Here is a 21,559-nt window from a genome sequence, read left to right on the forward strand (position 1 = left end):
CAGTATCCAATATCGGTTAGATTAACCGGTGTGATATTGGCAGAATGTACAACACCTCCCCGCTGTTTAAATTCCATCCCACCGCCAAACTCTGTCCCTGGGATTATATCCCCATGATATCTTTTGCTGTGACAATCTACACATGCCGCTGCGTTAACAAGGTAAGCGCCATACCTGATGGAATCATTTTCCGATGGTAGCTTACCTAAATTTGCCTTATGTGGCATGGTATTGATGATGAAATTGACCGGAAAGTCGATTTCCGACGCCGGTATGTCTTTTTTAATTGAAGGAATTGAACGCAAATAAGCAATAATGCTATACACGTCCTCTTTATCCATTTGCCCAACATGATCCCAGGGCATTAATGGAAAGACGGCTTTTCCAAATTTGTTTTACCCGGTAGTTAGCGCTCTGAATAGTTCGCCATCTGTCCAGCTTGTTAATTTATAAGGAGTTATGTTGGATGCGTAAAACTTGCCGGGAAGGCCTTGCTGCTGATCGAACTTTTCACCTCCAGCCCCAAAGCCGCCCACCACCGGGCGTCCGTACAAGCTCTCGTCCTTGGTGCTGTGGCAGTCCATACAAACAGAAACGTGGTTGGCTAAATAATCGCCGCGTTTTATTCGTTCTGCTGTGCGTTCGATTTTAATTTGAGGCGCTGGGCCTGTGTCTGGCAATGCTACCTTTACATAAGTGCCGGTAGCACCCACTAGTCCCAACAAACCAAGTAGGATAAATCCAATTACTTTCACTGCTTTCATACTATGCTAATTTTTCACTAACCAGGTCCTTAGTTACAGATTCAGGTTGCTGCCTTTTTAGGGTTTATCACCGATAAGACTATTTGCCTCCCATCCTATTAATTTTCAGAGATAGTCGGGCTTTTCATATCGTACGTATCGGATTTCACTATATCAACCATGAATTTTGCTACACTTTGCCTGCTGATTTGTAAACTTGGTTTTGGCAAGTTATTAAAACTCACCTTTAAAGTTTTAATCTTTTCGGAGTCATTTAAAGCAACAGGCCGGACAGCCGTCCAGTTTAAGTGTGAATTGGCAAATAGTTTTTCCTCTAGTTCATGTTCCTCATAGACAGGGCCGAGGTTGGTATAGTTAATTAACCATCTGAGCCAAAAAGGGATTTCCTTTTTGGTTTCCCCAACACCCCACGCAGAGATTGTAATTACCCGTTTTAGGTTTTGTTGATCCGCCTGGGCTATTACATTTTTCATGCTTTCAGATATGAAATTTTTTGGGGTTATTAATTTCGACCAGGGAGCATCTGAGGCTCTGGCAATACCCAAAGCACTTATTATCAGATTGCACCCTTGCATTGCAGCCGCTAAATCTGCTCGACGGGTGGGAGTTCCCTGATATACTATAATTGATTTCGAACTGAAGGATGTTTTGTTTTTATCTCGCACCAAAACACTTAAATCATAGCCTTGCCTTAGTGCCTCTTCAACGATAAGACGACCTGTTCTGCCAGTAGCCCCTAAAACGAGTATTCTCATAATCTTTATTTTTCAACAAAATTATTCCATAACTTCACTTTCGTCAAGTAATGGCACTTTTGTCAAGTATTGACATTTATGACACTAATACACACTATCAGTATGTTAGCAGAAAAAAAAATTGAAAAAAAAGTGGAGCTGGATTGTGATTGCTCAATAATAGGATCAATCAGCAACATAAGCGGCAAGTGGAAACCCGTAATTATCTGGATGTTATTATCAGGCCCTAAGCGATTTGGTGAACTAAATAAAAGAATTGAAGGTATAGCACTAAAGGTATTATCCAGGAATTTAAAAGAACTGGAGGCTGATGGTATCATCAATCGGAGGGTATATGCTGAAGTCCCGGCAAAGGTGGTGTATACACTCACTGAAAAGGGGATGTCGCTCAACGATGTGATGCAGCTATTAGCTGATTGGGGTAAAAAGAATATAGTAGCTGAATAAGACGGAGTAAACTACTCCCTCGCTTCCAAACAAAAAAATACCCTCAGCAAAGCTGAGGGTCACTTGTTGTCCCACCAGGATTCGAACCTAGACAATCTGAACCAAAATCAGATGTACTACCATTATACTATGGGACATCATGTTTCCATGATTTGGGATGGCAAAATTAGCCTTTTTTTTATTACTTCAAAAAATATCTTGCTCATTTTTTTACCCGCACATAATCAATCACTTATACAACACCTGCCCTATCTTTTCCAGCACCCTTTCCGGTGTTATCCACTCCATACAGGCATGATCGCCCCGGAAGCAAGGTTTATTCCCAAACACAGAACAGGGGCGGCATTCCAGGTCATCGATCTGCACGGCCCGGTCCAGTGTTTGTCCAAAGCCCATAAAACCGGCAAAAGGGTGGGTAGCGCCCCAAACAGACACCACCGGCACGCCGAACAGGGAAGCCAGGTGCATGTTGGCAGAATCCATGCTGATCATCAGCCTCAGGTGGCTGATAATGGCCAGTTCCTCCTCCAGCGTAAAACGGCCGGCTATTACTACGGTGTTGGGATAGCGGGCAGCTAATGCGGTCAGCTGCTCCACTTCTGCTGCACCGCCGCCAAAAAGCAGCACTTTATGTTGCGATAGTTGCGCCAGCACCTGCTCCATTTTTTGCAGCGGGTACATTTTTTCCCGGTAGGTAGCAAAGGGCGCCAGTCCTATCCAGCTACCCGGTGTTATAGGCCCGGCAATGGACGTAATGCGGTCATTTAAGGGCAGGGGCGCTGCTTTTATCAGGGCCTTGTCCATGTTACACTGTAGTCCCAGCTGCCGGAAAACAGCCGCATAACGCTCAATGGTAGTGGTAAGCGGTTGTAAGATCTTATTCTCCTGGCGGGTAAGCGCTTTCTTTTCTGCACGGCCTTTATCTATCACAGCTACCGGTGCGCCGCTGAAACGGAAAAAAGTGCGCACTATTTTGGAGCGCAGCACCTGGTGCAGGTCAGCCACGGCATGTATGCGGTGCTGTTTGCGGATCTCGCGGAACAGGCGGTATAAACCTGGTATGCCTTTATGCCTGCCTTTAAGATCGGCCGGAAAAAAAGTAAGACGGGGAATATCCTTACACAAAGCCCCCCAGTTCTTGTTGGAAACAAAAACAATATTCACTGCAGGGTTTTCCGCCAGCACCTGTTGCATTACAGGAATGGTCATGGCGGCATCACCCAAAGCAGAAAAACGGAGCACGAGAATGGTTTGTTGCATGCGGCTTACTTACGGCTGCTGTATAATACCGGGTTCAGGGAAGGATCGTTGTACATTTTCATTTGCCGGTACACCTTCATATATTTTTTGCCGGCGTTAATATCTGCCAGCAGATCTTCAATACCGGCGCTCAGGTCGCGGCGCTGTTCCAGTAAAATGTCCAGCTTTCGCTGGCAGGCAGCGCGGTGTTCCGCTGTAGCATCTGTACGGGTAGCTTCTTCCAGCATATGGTAGATCTTCAGCGCCAGTATAGATAAACGGTCTACCGCCCAGGCAGGGCTTTCCGTATTGATCTTTGCTTCAGGAGCTGCCTGCACTGTTTTATAGCGTTCCAGGAAATAGCTGTCAATATATTCCACTACATCCGTACGCTCCTGGTTAGAGCGGTCTATCCAGCGTTTGATCTCCAGCGCTTTAACCGGGTCAATGGCCGGATCCCGGATAATATCCTCCAGGTGCCACTGCACCGTATCTATCCAGTTCTTCAGGTACAGCAGGTGTTCAATGCTGCTGCTTTCGTAGGGATTTACGATATCCTGGTGCACATCATTTTTCACATGATAATCCTTGATGCTCTGGCTAAATACCTGGTTGCATAATTCTGTAAACATCCGGCAAAGGTAAAAAAATTAGTCCAGGTTAGTCTATGGACTATCGGCCATGGGCTGCCTACTGTTAACATTGTAGTAACATATTCTTTCTACATTTAAAGTCGCAAATCGCTAATGCATAAGCTATGTCTGATAACCCGTCAAAAGCGCTCTTCCAGCAGCTGTTTGAAACCAATCACGATAAGGTGTTCCGGTTCGCTTACAAGCTGACAGAAGATGCGGCACGTGCGCAGGAAATTACCCAGCAGTGCTTCATCAGGCTTTGGGAAAATATTCACAAGATAGAAGCGGGACAAGACGTTTTCCCCCTGTTATTTGTATTCACCAAACATATTGTGGTGGATGAAACCCGTAAGCTATACCGCGAAAAACAAACGCTGGCCAAAATGTCGTCCCAGCAGCCGCTGCCCCCTGCAGATAACCGGGAAGAAACATTGCTGATGCGAAAAGAGTTCTGGCAGCAGATCCAGAAAGTGATCGATAAAATGCCGGAACAGCGCCGCAACATTTACCTGCTTAGCCGCGACAAAGGCCACAGCCATAAAGAGATCGCAGACCAGCTTAGCCTCTCCCCCTCCACTGTACGTAACCACCTCACACTGGCGCTGCAGTTTATACGCAGGGAAATGCTGCTGCATTACAATATGGAAACCAAATAAATTCCACCCCCATGCCTCATTATAATCTTTTGTCTAAACTGGTACCGGTCTTAGCTGCCGTTCTGCTCATTGCTGCCTGTAGTAAAGACCCGCAACCGCCTCCTGTTCCCACCGGGCCCGTTACCCAAAAAGAAACCAATAGCTGGGTCCTGGACAGCATGCGTTATTTCTATTTATGGAACAGTACCCTGCCGGCTAAGGTGGATACACAGCCGGGAGCCGTGGCCTATTTTAACCTGTTAAAGAATAAGGACGACCGTTTCTCCTTTTTATACGATCCCAACGACCTCTCCTCCTACCCCAGATACATGTTATACAACTTCGGAATAGACTTTACCATCATAGCTTTTCCCAATGCACCGGCAGGTGCTATCGGGCTGATCAGGTTTGTGCTGGAAGGCTCCCCGGCGGCTATGCTGGGATTACGGCGGGGCGATTATTTTACACGTATTAACGGTACAATAGTTAGCAGCACTAATGCAGCTACCCTCAGTAAAAACTTACTGCAGCAGTCTTCCGGAACGTTTACGCTGGCCACTGTAAGCGGTACTACAGTAAAAGAAGGTACAGCCGTTACCCTGCCCGCGCAATCGCTGGGCGAAAATCCTATTTACGGGCAGGGCATACGCACCGTGAATGGCCGTAAAGTGGCCTACCTGTTCTATAACTATTTTAATGATGGTTATAACACGGCCGTAAAAGGCGTGTTCCAGGATTTTAAAACAGGCGGCGCCAATGAGCTGATCCTGGACCTGCGTTACAATCCCGGTGGCAGCGTAGCTGCTGCTGCCATGCTGGCTGCTTTAATAGCACCCGGTATTACCGGGCAAAGCGGTTTTGTGAAATACAGCGGTAACAGCAACCTGGGACAGCGCATTGTTTCATTTACATCTGCTTTATCCGTTCCTGAATCAGGCGGTCCTATTGCATTCAGTTCACTGGAACCTGCACGCCTTTCTTTGTCAAGGGTATTTATTTTATGCGGCAGCCAAACTGCATCTGCAGCGGAGCTGCTGATCAATAATCTCCGGCCTTACATGCAGGTATACCTCATTGGGCAGCAAACGTTTGGTAAAGATAAAGGTGCATTGATCATACAGGATATGCGCACACCCAGGCGCATTCCCTGGACGCTAATGCCCATCTGTTACAACCTGGCTAACTCCAAAGGAGAAGGTGGTTACACCAACGGACTTACCCCGCAATACATTGTTGATGAATTAAGCAAACAACCCCTGTCGCCGGTGGGTGATAATACTGATCCCCTCATTGCAAGGGCTATTTCCATCTTAAACGGCAATGGACGGCAAACAGCGCCGGCGCCGCAGATAAGCCCCCGGGTATATTTTGATACCAGGCAGCAACAGGCAAACAGGAATGTGGTAAGACTACCGGCAGCCTTGTTTAGAAAATAAAAGTACTGGATATATGCGCGGTAAGCCCTTTCTCTTGCAGGCAATAAATAATCAGTAGTATCAGATCAGAGAAAGCTTGGGATGGTAACAAACAATGGATCTTAAAAATGTACACCGTAGATACGGCGCACGCTGCATTTCGATGGAGGAATCATCAGAATTTGTTTTCTCATAAACAGGGTTTTCAAATTGCTTACGTTGTTTATTGCTGTTAAACTATTATGGTAGTGAAACCTTTTTAAGATGATAAGGTTTATTCCCTGTTGGCTGTATGGTAATATCAGCTATGACGGTTCTGCTGCCGGTACCTCTTAATAATAACTCCATACCTTCCATGCGTACATGGCGCATTACCCCGGAGCTGTCTTCTGGCTCTTGCCCGCCATAAGCCAGGCCGGTGCTGCCGGTGAGGGAGCTTATATTTTCCAGTACTTTACCTGCACCGGTCTGCGGCGCTTTGCCTAAGAGTATAATACCTTTCCAGCCTGTGTTACAGGTAGTATCATTTAACCGGAAAAGCACGGGTAATTGCTGCAATCCTTCTGCTACGATCTTTGCGCCGCGGGTTATTACCAAACCGCCACCGCTTTCCTTACCATAGGCGGTCAGCGGTGTAATTATTTTTATAACGGTGCCCGGCTCAATGTGTAAAGTAGCTTCATTGCTTACATACACCCAGCCTTCTATATACCAGGGATGATTGTTTGTGAGCAGTATATTCTCTGTAATTATTTTCCGCAGGGTATCCTGTAAGGGAATGGTTTGCACCCCTACATTTGCTGCAGCAGCCACCGGCTCCTTTTTACAGCCGGCAAGCAATACAGCTCCCAGGGTACAGCCCCCGTAAAAAAGAGACCGTAACCAGCTTTTATATTTAACGGACCGGTGTTGCATAGTAACTTTTATATTAGAGATTGATCACTTCCGGGTAAAAGCTGCCGGAGGGATCATCATGTATATTCAGCAGATAAAATTTCCCCGGGTCTACCGGCAATGCAAAAATATCCGTAACACCATCCGGTTGTGTTACCGGCGCACCGGTTTCACTGTTTACAAATCTGCCACCATAGGTGACCGGCATTCCGCTGGCATCATTTAATGGCAGCACAATGGTTTGAGGGTAAAGGGTTCCCTTCGTTAATCCTTTCAGCACAAAACCTGTTTCATCAAGGTTACCGGTTTCGTTGTTCACATAAATAATATGCAGATCCAGCTTCTCATAAGGGAAATAGGTATCGCTCAGTGTTTCAAATATCTGCATGGCCAGGGAGTCCGGCGATACCGGCGTGCTGGTTACAAATCCTTTTAACCCGATGCCTTCACTATATGCCAGTTTCAGGGCAATGGCGGCATTCGGTAAAACAGTGATCATGCTGTCTGCTATCAGTGAATCTGTACTGGCTTTATAAAATGCCAGCTTGCCGGATCTGCCGGCCGGTAATACCACGCTTACGGAGGTGTTGGATGGTTCAATGCTGTTTATTTTCTTTCCATCAAAGTACAGGTCCACATCAGGCGTGTTGGGTAAGTTCGCCAGTATAACATCTACTTTACCAAAAAAATGTTCTTCCGGCAGCTCACCTTTACTACAGGATAAGGCGGAAATAATAATAAAAGTGATAATGGAATATGTAAATAATCGCATAATGTAATTTGATGTCTTTTTTGAAGTAATAACGTATAAGGCCGGGCCTTATACGTTATTACAGGTGTTATGAAATTCATTATAACCATCTCAGCCAGCCGCTGCTGCCTGAAGTCCAGTCCACACGGCCAGGGAAGGCACCCACAGTGCGGGAAGCATTCAGTGCGCCGGGGATCCAGTTAGCCGCGCTGGTGGCGGTAGCCGGACGAACAAACGGATTAGCCAGGCCAATGTTGGCATTCGGGTTAGCAGTAGTAAAGCCAGTGTTGCCATTTGTAGCTGAAGTAGCAAAAATGGTGAACTGGTTGGCTGCTGCATTGAAGCCTACATTTGTAACAGGGTTACCGGCGCTTTCAGTTACGAAAGGTTTAACATACGCATGTACAAAGCTGTGCTTCAGCACAGAAGTACCGGCGTAGAACTTATCGCGGGTAGTACCCAGCGCGCTATCCAGGGAAATACCATATCTGTAGCCCAGGTAAATAGCGCTGTCAATATCAAATTCAGCATTCCTTCTCAGCTGTGCGCCACGGCCATATAAACCGGTGCCGGAAGGCTGGCCATTGGTGATGGAAGCCCTTGCCTGGTTGGGTAAACCAACGATAGTAATGTAGCGGTAAACCGGGTGTGTAATGGGTGTAGCAGTAGTACCGGTTGAGTTGTTATCGCTTTCAAAACCGTTAGACTGGCTCTTGTCTGCACGGGTGGTATCAGCCAGGCCTAAAGCATAACGGATAGTACCCCTGTAACCATTGTCCGTATCGAACATATCGTCCAATGCATCTACGGAGATCAGGTGGGAGGCATTCACCGTACCGCCAAAAAATTCAAAAGCATCGTCTTTTGATTTGTACACTTCAATAAAATCAAGTGTGGTACCACGGCCTACACCAGCCAGGGTTAAACCGTTGATCTCATTGTCGGTTGACAGCTCAAAACCGGCATACTCAATACGTACATACTTCAGGATACCTGAGTTGTCGTTGTCATTAGTACCTACTGTACCGCCAAAGGTAGCGTCAGCCGGGGGATTGCTGGGAATACCCTCAACCTGCACACGGCCACTGTGGTTAGTGGATGCATTACCAAGCAGGATAATACCAGACCAGTCGCCGGAAGCCGGTGTAGTTTGGTTGGAAGTGAAAATAATGGGGCTGGTAGCGGTACCCTGTGCCAGAACTTTTGCCCCACGGGTTACTACAAGGCCGCCACCGGCAACAGTTGTGCTGGTGCTCTTATCACCACGGATAGTAGCGCCGGCATCAATGATCAACACATCAGATGAATCAACATACACCAGGCCACTCAGGTGCCAGGCTACGGAGCTGGTCAGGCGGATGGTGTCTTTAATGGCATGACCTGTACCCAATACACCGCTCAAAACAGGGTTTGAGGGAATGATCTGGGTAGCAGATACTGAACGGTCAGCAATAGGCTGGCCTTCTTTTTTACAGGAGCTCACCAATACAACTCCTGCAAAAGCGGCCGTGGCCAGGGTTAAAATCAAGGGTTTCCTTTTCATGATTTAGCTTTTAAGGTTAAAAATGAATACCTGATCAGGATATATAACTGTTACGCGTATGCTCAGAATTTATAGCTCAAAGTAGTGCTATAGGTGCGGCCAGGCCGTGCTTCGTAATTAATGACATCCTTACCCGGCTGGTATAACAGCTGTTTGGTAGAAGGGTTCTTTTCTCCGTTGTTAACAGCCTGGTCATCATCATAACGGTTCTGGTACACCACGGAAAAACTATTCAGGATATTGCCGACATTCAGTTTTACCTCCGCCCGTTGTTTTAAGAAACGTACCGCTACCTGCCCGTCTAAAGCTGTTAAGGGACGCTCGAAAAGAGAGAACTGGTAAGATTTATCCGGACGGAACATGCGGTTGCTCACGTAATTATATACCAGGCTAAGGGAAACCGGTTTCGTGTCATAATAGATGCCGGCATTTACAATGTAATTGCTGGCGCCTGTCTGCGGCCTTTTTTCCTCTTTTAATACCTCCTCATTAGGTATCACCTTCAGCGCGTTATCCGGATCTACACCATTATAGTTAACGGTCATAGGCGTTACGCGTGCATCCAGCGCTGTGAAGTTGCCATACAGTGTTATGTTTTGCAGCACCGGCACTTTGGTAAATGCCAGCGATTTACGCGCTTCCACCTCCAGGCCGTAGTTCTTTGCATTTTTGTTATTACGCAATACGAATATGCCGCCGCTTTGCTCATCCGCATAGATCTCCATGGGATAATCAAACTTCTTGTAGAATAAAGAGAAGGATATTAACTCGCCGGCCCCGGGATACCACTCGTAGCGGAAGTCCAGGTGATGCGCAATGGTGGATTTTACCAGCTCACTCACATAGGCACCGCCTAGTTCAAAATCATATTCACGGAAGAAAGACAGCTCCCGCAGGTCGGGGCGGATAATACTTTTAGCATAGGCTAACCGCAGGTTCATGGCCGGAGTAAGACTATAGGTAAGGTTAGCGGAAGGGAAAATATTCCAGTTAGGTTCCCGGTTGCGCAATGCGGTGAAATCATATTTATCTACCCCTGATCCGCCACGGCTCTGGTTAATCCAGTTTTCCAGGGAATCCAGGCCGGCGTTGGCATTGTTCAGGTTATAGTATTCTGCTCTTACGCCCCATATCAGTCTAAGCTTATCGCCGATCTTATTATCCAGCATACCATACACCGCGTGTAAGGTAGCAGTGCGGTGAAAATCATCACTGAACTGACTGTAAACAAAACCTGCATTATTAGCCGGGGAAAAAGCCTGGGCCAATGGCTGGTAATAACCGTTATGGTTGTCAAAAGTAGCACCCGTATTGATCACATAGAACAAACGGTCTTTGCTCCAGCCGCCATACCCTGCTTTAAAAGTATTGCTAATAGCTACCCCGCCGGTGCTGAACTGAAAAGGAACCGCTGCAGACGCATCCCAGGTATAATTATTTTCCTTTGCACGGCTCCACCATCGCAGCGCACCGGTGCTGATGCCATTGCTGGTAGCGCTTAATATGCTGTATTCATTTAAAGCGCTGGAATCTGTTTTTATATATTCTGTAGTAAGCTGGTGGTTGTCCGGCTTCTGGCGGTCCAGGCGTAAGTAACTGCCTGACCATTTCAGCTTAATGCCTTTATTACCTACCGTATGCTCACCTTTCAGCTGGTTCTGCCACAAAGCCGTTTGTGAAGTAAGATCATAATAACCTAAAGCATAACCACGCGGCACATTCACACCAGCGCCAATGATCAGCTGCTGATCCAGCGTGCGCAGGTACAAGCTTTGAAAACCAATACGGTTACGTTCATTCCTGTAACCTATGCCCAGCAAGCCCCCCAGGTTAGTGGTAAAACCATAACGCTGACCATTATACGCTGCAAATTCTGATGCAGGGCCATCCTGCTGTCCCTCAAATCCATCGCGGCTCATCCTTATATCCTGCGTGGCAAGTGTGTTCCTGTACCCTACGGATGCCACTACGCCGAACTGATTACTTTTTTTTCCGGGAATAACCCGGCCTATAGACACCTGGTAGTTCTGTGAGGGGTGCGCCTTTAGGTTGTATAAACCCCAGTTATTGCTGAAGGCATTTGCATCCTTACCGGATGCGAGGAATTTATTATGAATATCCGTTTCGCTTTTCCAGTTCAGAGTGCCTATTAATTTGCGATGGTCCGCCACCTGGCCAAAGTATTCCTTGCCTTCCAGCTTCATTGTTAAAAAGTCCTTACCGGTGGTTTTATCGTTAATGCTGCCGCCTGCGCTTATATTCAGAAAGTTGGTGGTGGGTATGTCCAGCGTATTTACCTCCACCAAACCACCTCCAAATTCCGCGCTGCGGTCTGGCGTAATGGTTTTTACTACCGTTACATTCTCAACAATATTCGCCGGTATCACATCAAAGCTGAAGTTCTTCCGGTTCAGCTCTGTGCTGGGCATGATCTGCCCGTTCAGCACCGCCTGGTTATAACGCTCGCTTAAACCGCGCACTACTACATATTTATTATCCATGGTGGAAAGGCCGCTCACACGTTTCAGCACTTCGCCAATATTTTTATCCGGTGTACGGCTGATCTGCTCTGCGCTGATACCGTCGGTAATGGCTGCATGATTTTTTTGCAGGGCGTACAAACCTTCTACAGAAGCGCGTTTATAGTTAGCCGTCACCGTTACTTCTTTCAAACGGGAGCCGCCACTCTTCAGTGATACATTCAATGGTGTTACCCCTTTTTCTGCTACCGTTACTTCTGTTATTCTACGCGTGTCATAAGATATATAGCTGAACGTTAGCGTATAGGTTCCGGGTTCCAGCTGCAGCTCGTAGGTACCATCTACATTGGTTACAGTACCCTGCCCGCCCTGTACCTGGATGGTAACACCCGGCAGCGGTTCATTTTTATTATCCACTACCTTACCGCTTACACGGCCTTTATCCTGGCCGGCTACCTTTTCCTGCCTGCCTTTGCGCAGGGCAATGGTATTGTTGGTATAGGCAATGTCAATGGGGGCATATACATCTAAGTAGTGCAGTACGTCTGCCAGGGGTTGGTCCTGGAACTTTACTGCTGCCAGTGTGCACTGGTCTAAATATTCAGGATCGTAAATAAAAGTGTAAGCTGTTTGTTGCGCTAAATTCTTTACTACGGCGGTTGCCGTTGTTTTTTGCATGTTAATGCGTACTCTGTCTGTTAACCCCTTATAAGATTGTATTGCCACCGCCTGTAAGGGACCAGTGCATAAAAAACACAACAGGGAAACCGCCAGTTTTTGCATAGTACCCCTGTCAAAAAATCTGTTTGTAGATTTTTGCATACTTTTGTTTTGCTTTTAGTTAAAAATGAATACTTAACCGGGAAGTGTCCGGTTAAAGGGTACTGTCTCTACAGTGCCCTTTATTATTTTAGTTAATGGTTATTTACTGTTTTCCTTCTACTACATAAGCACTGCTATCACCGGATAGATGGTATGAGAATCCATATACATATTCTAACGTGGTCAGTATCTGCTCAAGCGATTCATTTGAGGTAAATGAACCGGATACCTTCCGTTTTGCGAGCTTGTTATCTTCCAGTACAATCCTTTTCCCATAGCGGCTTTGCAGCTTGGCAAATGCGTTTTCCAAAGTGGTATTATCGAATATTAATTTCCCGCTTTTCCAGTCAAGGGTGGCGGCAGTATTAAAGCGGGTGGCGGGTGCGGGCAGCACACCTTTTTTATATAACAATACTTCGCCCGGTTGCAGCACATAAGAGAAGGCAGCAGTGCTTACAGACACTTTACCGGATAGCAGGCTTACTGCAATGCTGCTGTCTGCATGGTTAGCGGTAGCAATGTTAAACGCCGTTCCTAATGCGGTGGTCACCAATTCACCGGCATGTACACGAAAAGGTTTAGCGGCAACCTGCGCCACTTCAAAATAAGCTTCGCCCTTTAACCACAGGTCGCGCGCCTGGTTATTATAATCGTGGGAATAAGCTATGGCGGCATAGGCATTCAGCCATACCCGGGAACCATCCGGCATAGATACCAGGCGTATGTTACGGCCGTTGTTATAAACAGTATCCCATTGCTGTGCCAGGGCCGGCCCCTGTAAACCGTGTTGTGATTGCCTCAGCCATGCGCCCGCGCCAACAATTAAAAGCAGCACAGCTGCAGCAACACTATACCACCTGCGGTATAAAGGTTTTACTTTTTGCGGCACAGCGGCCGGTACAGGGATAACAGGGGTTTGGGATGTTTGTTCCCATGTTTCCAGCAGGTATGCATCCATCTCAGGGGTAGCTTCCTGTAACAGGTAAGCCTCCACTGCTGCTGCTTCTGCCGCCGTACAGCGGCCTTTAAAATACTTTTCCAGTAATTCTTTATCTATGTGCATACAGAAAGAGTACGCTTACAAAAGCAGCAGATACCAATGGCAAAAGCGGAGTTTACAATTTGTTAATATTAGCGGTGTGGCGGGGGCTAAAAACAAAAAAGCGTAGGGTGGAAACCTTACGCTTATTGTAAAAGATTGTCATGTGAATGTTCGAGAATGCAAATCGTGTAGGCTTTTAATGGTTATCTTGGGGCTAGAATACCTTCACGTTTTTTTAACCACCTAGTTATAAGTTTAAAATGATTTTATGTTTTACAATGCAGGTATCTTATGCTTAACAGCAAACGGCACACTCTACCAGCACTGGTAATTATTTTATATTCTGTTGAAGACCTGATATGATAAGATATACCTTGCGCATAGGATACTATTACTAAAAACAGGATCACTAAAGCAGGCAACGGGTTTTCTTTTCATACGTGTTATAATAGACAGGGTTACTCACGCTAACTTTATCCGGGTTCCTTGAACGCTGTACGTGCAAATTAATCCACCCCACTGTATAAAATACCGCAGTGAGCAGGTTTTTTTTGCCCTTTTTGTACAACGTTTGTGTTAGCATTGGGTAAATTATACCCAAAAAGAATGGTTAGCAACTGCTTATGTATCCATAGCCTTTGCCAACCATCAATAACAATTCATTAACAAAATAATTTTAAGCCTGCTTTTTCCGCATAGCCCAATAGTATAATGGAATGCCCAGTAAGATTATACCCAGGCCAGGTAAGGTGTAATTAGCTTCAAACACCAGCAGCAGCAAAGCTAATCCTACTGCTACAGCAATATATACCATAGGCAGTACCGGGTAGCCAAACGCTTTGTAGGGGCGCGGTGCAGCCGGTTGTTTTTTACGCAGTATAAAAATACCCAGTATGGTCAGCACATAAAAGATCAGCACACCAAAGATCACCAGCGCCAACAGATCGCCATAGCGGCCGCTCAGGCATAACAGGGAGGCCCATAAGCACTGGATCCACATACCTTTTTCCGGTACGCTGTAACGGTTCAGGGAAGCCGCCTGTTTAAAGAACAGCCCATCCTGTGCCATGGTGTAGTAAATGCGCGCGCCTGACAGTATTAACCCGTTATTACAGCCAAAGGTGGAGACCATGATCATAACAGCAATGATCAATGAACCGCTGTTACCAAAGATCTTTTCTGCAGCAGCCACCCCTACCCGGTCATTGGCAGCAAAAGCAATTTCATTTAACGGCAGTACAGAAAGGTACATGAGGTTGGCGCTCACATAAATGATGGTAACGATCAAAGTGCCCAGGAACAGAGAGCGGCCAATGTTCTTCTGCGGATTCTTGATCTCTGCGGCTATAAAGGTTACGTTGTTCCAGGCATCGCTGGAGAAAAGGGAACCTTTCATAGATACCGCAATAGCGCCCAGCACCGCCACGCCCGTAAGCATAGTGGTTACGGTTTGCCCGTTCACCTGCTGCAGCGACATAGTGGTCCATGCATTTTGCCAGTTAGCGTTCCATACTTCTGCACGGGCGCCTATCAGGAAACCAAATATGATCAATCCAAATAAAGACAGCAGCTTGGCCAGGGTAAACACTGTCTGGATGATCTTACCATTCCGTATACCCTTCGTATTAATATACGTGAGCAGTATAATGGAAATGATGGCCACGATCTGCGCGGCAGATACCTTCATAAACCCGGCATCCCACAGTATATGCTGCTCGCTCACCGCTGGTATCAGGTAGGCGGTGAACTTGGCAAAAGCTACCGCCACAGCGGCAATGGTGCCGGTTTGAATTACGCTGAACTGGGTCCAGCCAAAAAGAAAGGCTACAAATGGATTATAGGCTTCGCGCAGGTACACATACTGTCCGCCGGCACGGGGATACATGCCGGACAGCTCCCCGTAGCTAACCGCCGCTATCATAGTTACGATACCGGCCAGTACCCACATTACGGTAAACCATCCTGCAGAGCCCACACTGCGGGCTATTTCAGCAGATACCAAAAAAATGCCGGATCCAATCATGGAACCGGCAACTATCATAGTAGCATCCAGTAAGCTTAAGCTAGGCTTGAAAGACGCTTGTTGGTTTTCAATCATAGATAGAAGTAATTAATAATTAAGAATGAATAATTAATTGATAAAGGCACTATTATTCAAACATCCACAAGTGCACCAAATTTATTAATTATTAATTTTTAATCATTAATTAGTTTTTCCCTCGTTGGCTTTGTTCAGGCCCTCAAGTACAGGCGCAGTAATATCCAGGGATTCATCTTTATACAAAATGTTGCTGGCGCCCGCACGGTAAGAGAAAATGAAGGAGTACTTCTTATCTGCATTAAAGGTTTTCAGGAAATCATCCAGGCGTTTTTGAAGGTCTTCATTAAACTTGGCTTCCTGCTCCATATATTGCTGGGAAAGGTTCTGGCGTTTAGCTTCCAGCTGCTGTTGTTTTTCCATCAGCGTACGTTGTGCTGTTTCACCTTCTGCCTGTGTAAGCTGGTTGGCATTAGCCCTGCGCTGAAAATCGGCTGCTTCATTCTGCAGCGCGCGTACATTGGCTTTCAGCTCATTATCAATAGCCTGCTGTCTTTTTTCCAGCTCAGATTTTTTTGCTTTGAAATATTCATAACGGGCTTCTACAGAATCAAGATCCACATAAGCTATCCGCGGGCCGGCATCGCCTGCTTTAGTGCTGGTAGTAGCCGGTGATGCGGTTGTATTTGTATTCGCGCTTTTTCCTCCCTGCTGGCAGGCTGCAAATAGGCCGGTCGCTAGAACAACTAAGCATCCGTTTTTCACAGTTTGTTGAACATTATGCATGTTGATAAATGGATTTTTGAACTCCGATGAAACTATAGTTTAAAATATGAAGGGCTAAAATAAGGTAAAAAGCAGAAAGGAAAAAGATAAAAACTGAAATCCGTTGGCTGGAAACGTGCTACAGTACAAGTTCTTACGATATTTAACTTTTCCTTAAGGTGTTGTATCAGTTGTTTTGCAGTTTCCACATTTTAAAGCGGGTCTTATCCGTAGCCGTACCGGTAGTAACCAGGGTATACACCTTACCGGAATCGGCCTGGAACGGGAAGGTACCCAGCACCAGCGATGAATCACGGAAATTAAAATCTACCTGGTAAGGATTGGCCCGTATTTCCGGTGATGAGGTGGCAGCGCCATAAGCAATGCCGTCAAAGATCCGTAAGGTATCATTAGTGCCCCAGCGGATCCTGAAATCCAGGGCCAGCGGCTGCTGGTTACCCCTGGTCCCTGTTTTATAATAGGTATCACACAGGTTCACCACCCGTATGCGGGCATTGGCCGGTGCAGAAGGTGGTGCAAGATCGTCCTCTAAAACCACCAGCTGCAGCACATTCAGGTGGTTTTTGCAAAGCAGCGCAGACAGGTGTTTGCCATTACGCAGGTTCAGCTCCCCGCCCAGAATAGGTGCCGTGCTGCCGGCAGCGTATACGTAAAAGCTGTATTTCTGTGCGCGGAACTGCTTATACTGCGTGTTTTCTCCATACCCCAGGTTGCTGCCCAGGGTAACGGTATCCAGCTTAAAATCAAAGTGGGCGGTATTGCTGTCAACAAACTGGTATACCCGTACACTGGCACTGGTATCCGGCAGGTCGGAATCGCTGTCTTTACCGCAGGCCACGGCGGCTGCCAGCAGGAATATGATCAACGCAGGGCGTATCCATTTTTTCATTTCGTAACAACAGTCTAGTACGCAAAGTAACACGTTTTAATGTAATAACTACGCACAAAAAAGTCCTGCCGTTACTGGCAGGACTTTTTCATTTTTATGCATGATTCGTTTATTCTTCTTCATCAAACTGGAACACTTCCTTGGAAGATGACAGGATATCATATTCTTCTTTGGAACCAACGATCATATTCTCAAACTCGCGCAAACCGGTACCGGCCGGGATCAGGTGACCCGTGATCACGTTCTCTTTCAGGCCCAGCATATCATCTGTTTTACCGTTGATGGCTGCAGATGACAATACTTTGGTGGTTTCCTGGAAGGACGCAGCGGAGATCCAGCTATGCGTACCCAGTGACGCTTTGGTAATACCCAGCAGCAGCGGGCTGGAGGTAGCCGGATTGGCATCGCGGTATTCTACCAGCTTCTTATCTGCACGGCGCAGCAGGGAGTTTTCTTCCCGCACCTGGCGCAGGGTCACGATCTGACCTGCTTTCATGTTGCCGGATTCACCTGCTTCTGTTATTACCTTCTTGTCAAAGATGTGATCGTTCTCTTCAAAGAATTCAAATTTATCCGTGGTATCTCCCTCCAGGAAGCGGGTATCTCCCGGATCCTCGATGGTTACCTTACGCATCATCTGGCGTACGATCACTTCAATGTGTTTATCATTGATCTTCACACCCTGTAAACGGTATACTTCCTGTATCTCGTTCACCAGGTATTCCTGTACGGCAAAAGGTCCTTTGATAGACAGGATATCCGCCGGGGTAATAGACCCGTCAGACAGCGCAGTACCAGCCTTCACAAAGTCACCGTCCTGTACCAGAATGTGACGGGTTAAAGGCACCAGGTATTTTTTCACCTGGCTCTCACGGCTTTCGATGATGATCTCGCGGTTACCACGTTTAATGTTACCAAAGGTTACCACACCATCTATTTCAGATACAATGGCAGGGTTGCTCGGGTTACGGGCTTCAAACAGCTCCGTTACACGCGGCAGACCACCGGTGATATCACGCAGCTTACCCAGCACACGCGGTATCTTCACAATTACCTGGCCGGCCCTTACGGATTCTCCTTCATCTATTACGATGTGGGAGCCTACCGGTAAGTTGTAAGATTTAACCTCTTTGTTACCTTCTATTACGATGGACGGGATCTTGTTCTTATCCTTGGTTTCAATTACCACTTTCTCACGGTGACCGGTTTGTTCGTCAGCTTCTTCACGGAAGGTGATACCTTCTATGATGCTATCGAAACGTACGGAACCCGCAATTTCAGATACGATAACGGCGTTGAACGGATCCCAGGTGCAGATCACATCTCCCTTGGCTACCTTCTGCCCGTCTTTAACCAGCAGGGTAGAACCGTAAGGAATGTTGTTGGTGATCAGCAGGCGGTCGTTCTTAACGTCCATGATACGCAGCTCACCCGTACGGCCAATTACTACCTGTACTTTATCACCATCGTTATTTTCGTAGGTGGTAGTACGTAAGCCATCGAATTGTACGGTACCGTCAAACTTGGCTGGCAGTGCAGATTCTACTGAAGTAGAACCGGCCACACCACCCACGTGGAAGGTACGCAGTGTAAGCTGTGTACCCGGTTCACCGATGGACTGGGCGGCGATGATACCTACGGCATCACCTCTTTGCGCCAGGTAACCGGTTGCCAGGTTCTTACCGTAACATTTCACGCACACGCCCCTGCGGCTTTCGCAGGTTAATACGGAGCGGATCTCTACGGTTTCTATGGCGCTTTCTTCTATACGGTGTGCAATTTCTTCTGTGATCTCTCCACCGGCAGCTACGATCAGCTCTTCATCGTTCAGCGGATCAAATACGTCGTGCAGGGAAGTTCTGCCCAGGATACGGTCGTACAGCGGTTCTACCACTTCTTCGTTATCCTTCAGTGCAGTAGTGGCAATACCACGCAGGGTACCGCAATCTTCTTCTGTGATCACCACGTCCTGTGCCACATCCACCAGACGGCGGGTCAGGTAACCGGCATCCGCTGTTTTCAACGCGGTATCTGCCAGACCTTTACGCGCACCGTGCGTAGAGATGAAATACTCCAATACGTTCAGACCATCTTTAAAGTTAGACAGGATGGGGTTCTCAATGATCTCAGAACCGGTAGAGCCACTCTTACGCGGCTTGGCCATCAATCCTCTCAAACCAGCCAGCTGTTTGATCTGCTGTTTGGAACCACGGGCACCGGAATCCAGCATCATGTACACAGAGTTAAAGCCCTGTTTGTCTGTTGCCAGCTCGCGTATAAGCGTTTCCGTTACCTTGGTATCCGCACGGGACCAGATATCAATGATCTGGTTATAACGTTCGTTATTGGTGATCAGACCCATGTTGTAGTTATCCCACACTTCATCCACTTCAGAGGCAGCGCCATCGATCATGTGCTGTTTCACTTCAGGGATGATCAGGTCATTGATGTTAAAGGACAAACCACCGCGGAATGCCGTACGGAATCCAAGTGTCTTGATATCATCCAGGAACTTGGCCGTTTTCGGAATGTCGGTGTATTTGATAATGTCGCCGATGATCTCACGCAGTGATTTCTTGGTCAGCAGCGCATTCACATAACCAGCTTCTTTTGGAACAAACTGGTTAAAGATCACACGGCCTACAGTAGTTTCTATCAGTTTGTGCTCCAGCACGCCTGCAGCTACGTTACGCACCCAGGCTTTCACCTTGATGTGCGCGTGCAGGTCGGCCTTGCCTTCGTTATGGGCAATGATCACTTCTTCTGCAGAGTAAAAGGCTTTACCCTCTCCCTGAACTTTTTCAGCTTCAGTAGATTTTTTGCCCTTACTGATGTAGTACAATCCCAATACCATGTCCTGAGAAGGCAGCGTGATAGGCGTACCGTTCTGCGGGTTCAGGATGTTGTGGGATGACAGCATCAGCAGCTGGGCTTCCAGTACGGCCGCGTTGCTCAAAGGCACGTGTACCGCCATCTGGTCACCGTCAAAGTCGGCGTTGAACGCACTACACACCAGGGGGTGCAGCTGTATCGCCTTACCTTCTACCAGCTTAGGCTGGAAGGCCTGGATAGACAGACGGTGCAAGGTAGGAGCACGGTTTAACATCACCGGGTGGCCTTTCAGCACATTTTCCAGGATGTCCCAAACCACTGCTTCTTTTCTATCAACAAGTTTCTTTGCAGATTTAACGGTCTTAACAATACCTCTTTCGATCAGCTTACGGATAATGAACGGTTTGAACAGTTCAGCAGCCATATCTTTCGGTAAACCGCATTCGTGCAGCTTCAGCTCAGGACCTACCACGATAACGGAACGGCCGGAGTAGTCCACACGTTTACCTAACAGGTTCTGACGGAAACGGCCTTGTTTACCTTTCAGCACATCGGAGAGTGATTTCAGGGCACGGCCGCCTTCTGCCTTCACCGCGTTGGATTTGCGGGAGTTATCGAACAGGGAATCCACGGCTTCCTGCAGCATACGTTTTTCGTTACGCAGGATCACCTCAGGCGCCTTGATCTCTATCAGACGTTTAAGACGGTTGTTACGGATAATTACCCGGCGGTACAGGTCGTTCAGGTCAGAAGACGCAAAACGGCCGCCATCCAGGGGAACTAAGGGACGCAGCTCCGGCGGAACTACGGGGATGTATTGCATCACCATCCATTCCGGATGATTTTCTACACGGGTATTGGCTTCACGGAAAGCTTCCACTACGCTCAAACGTTTTAAGGCTTCTGCCTTACGTTGCTGGGAAGTTTCAGTTGCAGCCTGGTTACGCAGCTGGTAAGAAAGGCTGTCCAGGTCAATACGGGCCAGCATCATTTCTACCGCTTCAGCACCCATGCGGGCAATGAACTTGTTGGGATCTTCATCCGGCAACAGCTGATTGTCCTTAGGCAGGGTATCCAGTATATCCAGGTATTCTTCTTCAGTCAGCAGGTCGCCATAGTTCATTCCTTTTTCCTGCTTGGCGCCCGCCTGTATAACCACGTATCTTTCATAGTATACAATGGTTTCCAGTTTTTTGGACGACATACCCAGCAGGTAGCCTATTTTATTCGGCAGGGATTTGAAGTACCAGATGTGCACCACAGGCACCACCAGGCGGATGTGGCCCATTCTTTCACGACGTACTTTCTTTTCCGTTACTTCCACACCACAGCGGTCGCACACAATACCCTTATAACGGATACGCTTATATTTTCCGCAATAGCATTCATAGTCCTTTACAGGGCCAAATATCCTTTCACAGAATAAACCATCACGCTCCGGCTTGTAAGTACGGTAGTTGATGGTTTCCGGTTTCAGCACTTCCCCGTAAGAGCGCTCCAGGATTGTATCCGGAGAGGCCAGACTGATGGTTATGCTGCTAAAATTTGATTTAGGACGATTTTCTTTCTTAATGGCCATCTTTATTTAGCTT

16 protein-coding genes, 1 tRNA gene and 1 pseudogene are annotated in these 21,559 nt (G+C 47.2%); 3 read left to right on the top strand and 15 right to left on the bottom strand.

Going from position 1 to position 21,559, the window contains the following annotated elements; genetic code table 11:
- The 3 genes and pseudogenes from KVT36_RS29885 to KVT36_RS29895 form a co-directional block, all read right to left on the bottom strand.
- Positions 1 to 341 (bottom strand): annotated as a pseudogene (locus KVT36_RS29885) (cytochrome C); the annotation flags it as partial.
- 54 nt (positions 342 to 395) lie between these two features.
- Positions 396 to 764, bottom strand: coding sequence for a hypothetical protein (locus KVT36_RS29890; RefSeq protein WP_217607096.1), 369 nt, complete (start codon positions 762 to 764; stop codon positions 396 to 398).
- A 98-nt stretch (positions 765 to 862) separates the two neighbouring features.
- Complete coding sequence (locus KVT36_RS29895) at positions 863 to 1,519, bottom strand: NAD(P)-dependent oxidoreductase (RefSeq protein WP_217607097.1); 657 nt, start codon at positions 1,517 to 1,519, stop codon at positions 863 to 865.
- 102 nt (positions 1,520 to 1,621) lie between these two features.
- Between KVT36_RS29895 and KVT36_RS29900 the strand changes: the two genes are divergently transcribed.
- Positions 1,622 to 1,966, top strand: coding sequence for a helix-turn-helix domain-containing protein (locus KVT36_RS29900; protein WP_217607098.1), 345 nt, complete (start codon positions 1,622 to 1,624; stop codon positions 1,964 to 1,966).
- Positions 1,967 to 2,032: 66 nt separating this feature from the next.
- On the opposite strand, the gene KVT36_RS29905 is transcribed toward KVT36_RS29900, so the two are convergent.
- From KVT36_RS29905 to KVT36_RS29915, 3 genes are all read right to left on the bottom strand, one after another.
- Positions 2,033 to 2,103, bottom strand: a tRNA-Gln gene (locus KVT36_RS29905).
- Between the two features lie 91 nt (positions 2,104 to 2,194).
- Complete coding sequence (locus KVT36_RS29910; RefSeq protein WP_217607099.1) at positions 2,195 to 3,226, bottom strand: glycosyltransferase family 9 protein; 1,032 nt, start codon at positions 3,224 to 3,226, stop codon at positions 2,195 to 2,197.
- A gap of 5 nt (positions 3,227 to 3,231) precedes the next feature.
- Positions 3,232 to 3,837, bottom strand: a complete 606-nt coding sequence (locus tag KVT36_RS29915) for a DUF4254 domain-containing protein (RefSeq protein WP_217607100.1) — start codon at positions 3,835 to 3,837, stop codon at positions 3,232 to 3,234.
- A gap of 125 nt (positions 3,838 to 3,962) precedes the next feature.
- On the opposite strand from KVT36_RS29915, the gene KVT36_RS29920 reads away from it, so the two are divergent.
- Both KVT36_RS29920 and KVT36_RS29925 read left to right on the top strand, forming a co-directional pair.
- Complete coding sequence (locus KVT36_RS29920; protein ID WP_217607101.1) at positions 3,963 to 4,496, top strand: RNA polymerase sigma-70 factor; 534 nt, start codon at positions 3,963 to 3,965, stop codon at positions 4,494 to 4,496.
- A gap of 11 nt (positions 4,497 to 4,507) precedes the next feature.
- Entirely contained in the window at positions 4,508 to 5,911 is a 1,404-nt protein-coding gene (locus KVT36_RS29925) for a S41 family peptidase (RefSeq protein ID WP_217607102.1), read from the top strand.
- A 219-nt stretch (positions 5,912 to 6,130) separates the two neighbouring features.
- Here the strand turns inward: KVT36_RS29925 and KVT36_RS29930 are convergent, their stop codons facing one another.
- The 9 genes from KVT36_RS29930 to rpoC form a co-directional block, all read right to left on the bottom strand.
- A complete protein-coding gene (locus tag KVT36_RS29930; protein ID WP_217607103.1) occupies positions 6,131 to 6,805 on the bottom strand; it encodes a hypothetical protein in 675 nt (224 codons plus the stop codon).
- A gap of 13 nt (positions 6,806 to 6,818) precedes the next feature.
- Entirely contained in the window at positions 6,819 to 7,556 is a 738-nt protein-coding gene (locus KVT36_RS29935) for a hypothetical protein (protein WP_217607104.1), read from the bottom strand.
- 79 nt (positions 7,557 to 7,635) lie between these two features.
- Entirely contained in the window at positions 7,636 to 9,078 is a 1,443-nt protein-coding gene (locus KVT36_RS29940) for a hypothetical protein (protein WP_217607105.1), read from the bottom strand.
- A gap of 62 nt (positions 9,079 to 9,140) precedes the next feature.
- The gene (locus KVT36_RS29945; RefSeq protein ID WP_254640259.1) at positions 9,141 to 12,380 is read right to left on the bottom strand and encodes a TonB-dependent receptor; all 3,240 of its coding nucleotides are present in this window, start codon (positions 12,378 to 12,380) and stop codon (positions 9,141 to 9,143) included.
- A gap of 103 nt (positions 12,381 to 12,483) precedes the next feature.
- On the bottom strand, positions 12,484 to 13,443 hold the full coding sequence (locus tag KVT36_RS29950) for a FecR family protein (protein ID WP_217607106.1): 960 nt from the start codon (positions 13,441 to 13,443) through the stop codon (positions 12,484 to 12,486).
- A 655-nt stretch (positions 13,444 to 14,098) separates the two neighbouring features.
- Positions 14,099 to 15,520 carry an APC family permease gene (locus KVT36_RS29955; RefSeq protein WP_217607107.1) on the bottom strand — a complete coding sequence of 474 codons (1,422 nt, stop codon included), beginning with the start codon at positions 15,518 to 15,520 and terminating at the stop codon, positions 14,099 to 14,101.
- Between the two features lie 105 nt (positions 15,521 to 15,625).
- Entirely contained in the window at positions 15,626 to 16,225 is a 600-nt protein-coding gene (locus tag KVT36_RS29960; RefSeq protein WP_217607108.1) for an OmpH family outer membrane protein, read from the bottom strand.
- Positions 16,226 to 16,412: 187 nt separating this feature from the next.
- Positions 16,413 to 17,135: a DUF4397 domain-containing protein gene (locus KVT36_RS29965; protein ID WP_217607109.1), complete on the bottom strand. Its 723-nt coding sequence runs from the start codon at positions 17,133 to 17,135 to the stop codon at positions 16,413 to 16,415.
- 109 nt (positions 17,136 to 17,244) lie between these two features.
- Positions 17,245 to 21,546 (bottom strand): DNA-directed RNA polymerase subunit beta', encoded by a 4,302-nt coding sequence (gene rpoC, locus KVT36_RS29970; RefSeq protein WP_217607110.1) that lies wholly within the window; start codon positions 21,544 to 21,546, stop codon positions 17,245 to 17,247.
- Positions 21,547 to 21,559: the final 13 nt, after the last annotated feature.

Source organism: Chitinophaga sp. GbtcB8 (assembly GCF_019091455.1).
GTDB lineage: Bacteria > Bacteroidota > Bacteroidia > Chitinophagales > Chitinophagaceae > Chitinophaga.

Excerpts from the sequence above, each read along its gene's own strand:
- KVT36_RS29890 (WP_217607096.1), bottom strand. The coding sequence starts at position 764 with ATGAAAGCAGTGAAAGTAATTGGATTTATCCTACTTGGTTTGTTGGGA.
- KVT36_RS29895 (WP_217607097.1), bottom strand. The coding sequence starts at position 1,519 with ATGAGAATACTCGTTTTAGGGGCTACTGGCAGAACAGGTCGTCTTATC.
- KVT36_RS29900 (WP_217607098.1), top strand. The coding sequence starts at position 1,622 with ATGTTAGCAGAAAAAAAAATTGAAAAAAAAGTGGAGCTGGATTGTGAT.
- KVT36_RS29910 (WP_217607099.1), bottom strand. The coding sequence starts at position 3,226 with ATGCAACAAACCATTCTCGTGCTCCGTTTTTCTGCTTTGGGTGATGCC.
- KVT36_RS29915 (WP_217607100.1), bottom strand. The coding sequence starts at position 3,837 with ATGTTTACAGAATTATGCAACCAGGTATTTAGCCAGAGCATCAAGGAT.
- KVT36_RS29920 (WP_217607101.1), top strand. The coding sequence starts at position 3,963 with ATGTCTGATAACCCGTCAAAAGCGCTCTTCCAGCAGCTGTTTGAAACC.
- KVT36_RS29925 (WP_217607102.1), top strand. The coding sequence starts at position 4,508 with ATGCCTCATTATAATCTTTTGTCTAAACTGGTACCGGTCTTAGCTGCC.
- KVT36_RS29930 (WP_217607103.1), bottom strand. The coding sequence starts at position 6,805 with ATGCAACACCGGTCCGTTAAATATAAAAGCTGGTTACGGTCTCTTTTT.
- KVT36_RS29935 (WP_217607104.1), bottom strand. The coding sequence starts at position 7,556 with ATGCGATTATTTACATATTCCATTATCACTTTTATTATTATTTCCGCC.
- KVT36_RS29940 (WP_217607105.1), bottom strand. The coding sequence starts at position 9,078 with ATGAAAAGGAAACCCTTGATTTTAACCCTGGCCACGGCCGCTTTTGCA.
- KVT36_RS29945 (WP_254640259.1), bottom strand. The coding sequence starts at position 12,380 with ATGCAAAAATCTACAAACAGATTTTTTGACAGGGGTACTATGCAAAAA.
- KVT36_RS29950 (WP_217607106.1), bottom strand. The coding sequence starts at position 13,443 with ATGCACATAGATAAAGAATTACTGGAAAAGTATTTTAAAGGCCGCTGT.
- KVT36_RS29955 (WP_217607107.1), bottom strand. The coding sequence starts at position 15,520 with ATGATTGAAAACCAACAAGCGTCTTTCAAGCCTAGCTTAAGCTTACTG.
- KVT36_RS29965 (WP_217607109.1), bottom strand. The coding sequence starts at position 17,135 with ATGAAAAAATGGATACGCCCTGCGTTGATCATATTCCTGCTGGCAGCC.
- rpoC (WP_217607110.1), bottom strand. The coding sequence starts at position 21,546 with ATGGCCATTAAGAAAGAAAATCGTCCTAAATCAAATTTTAGCAGCATA.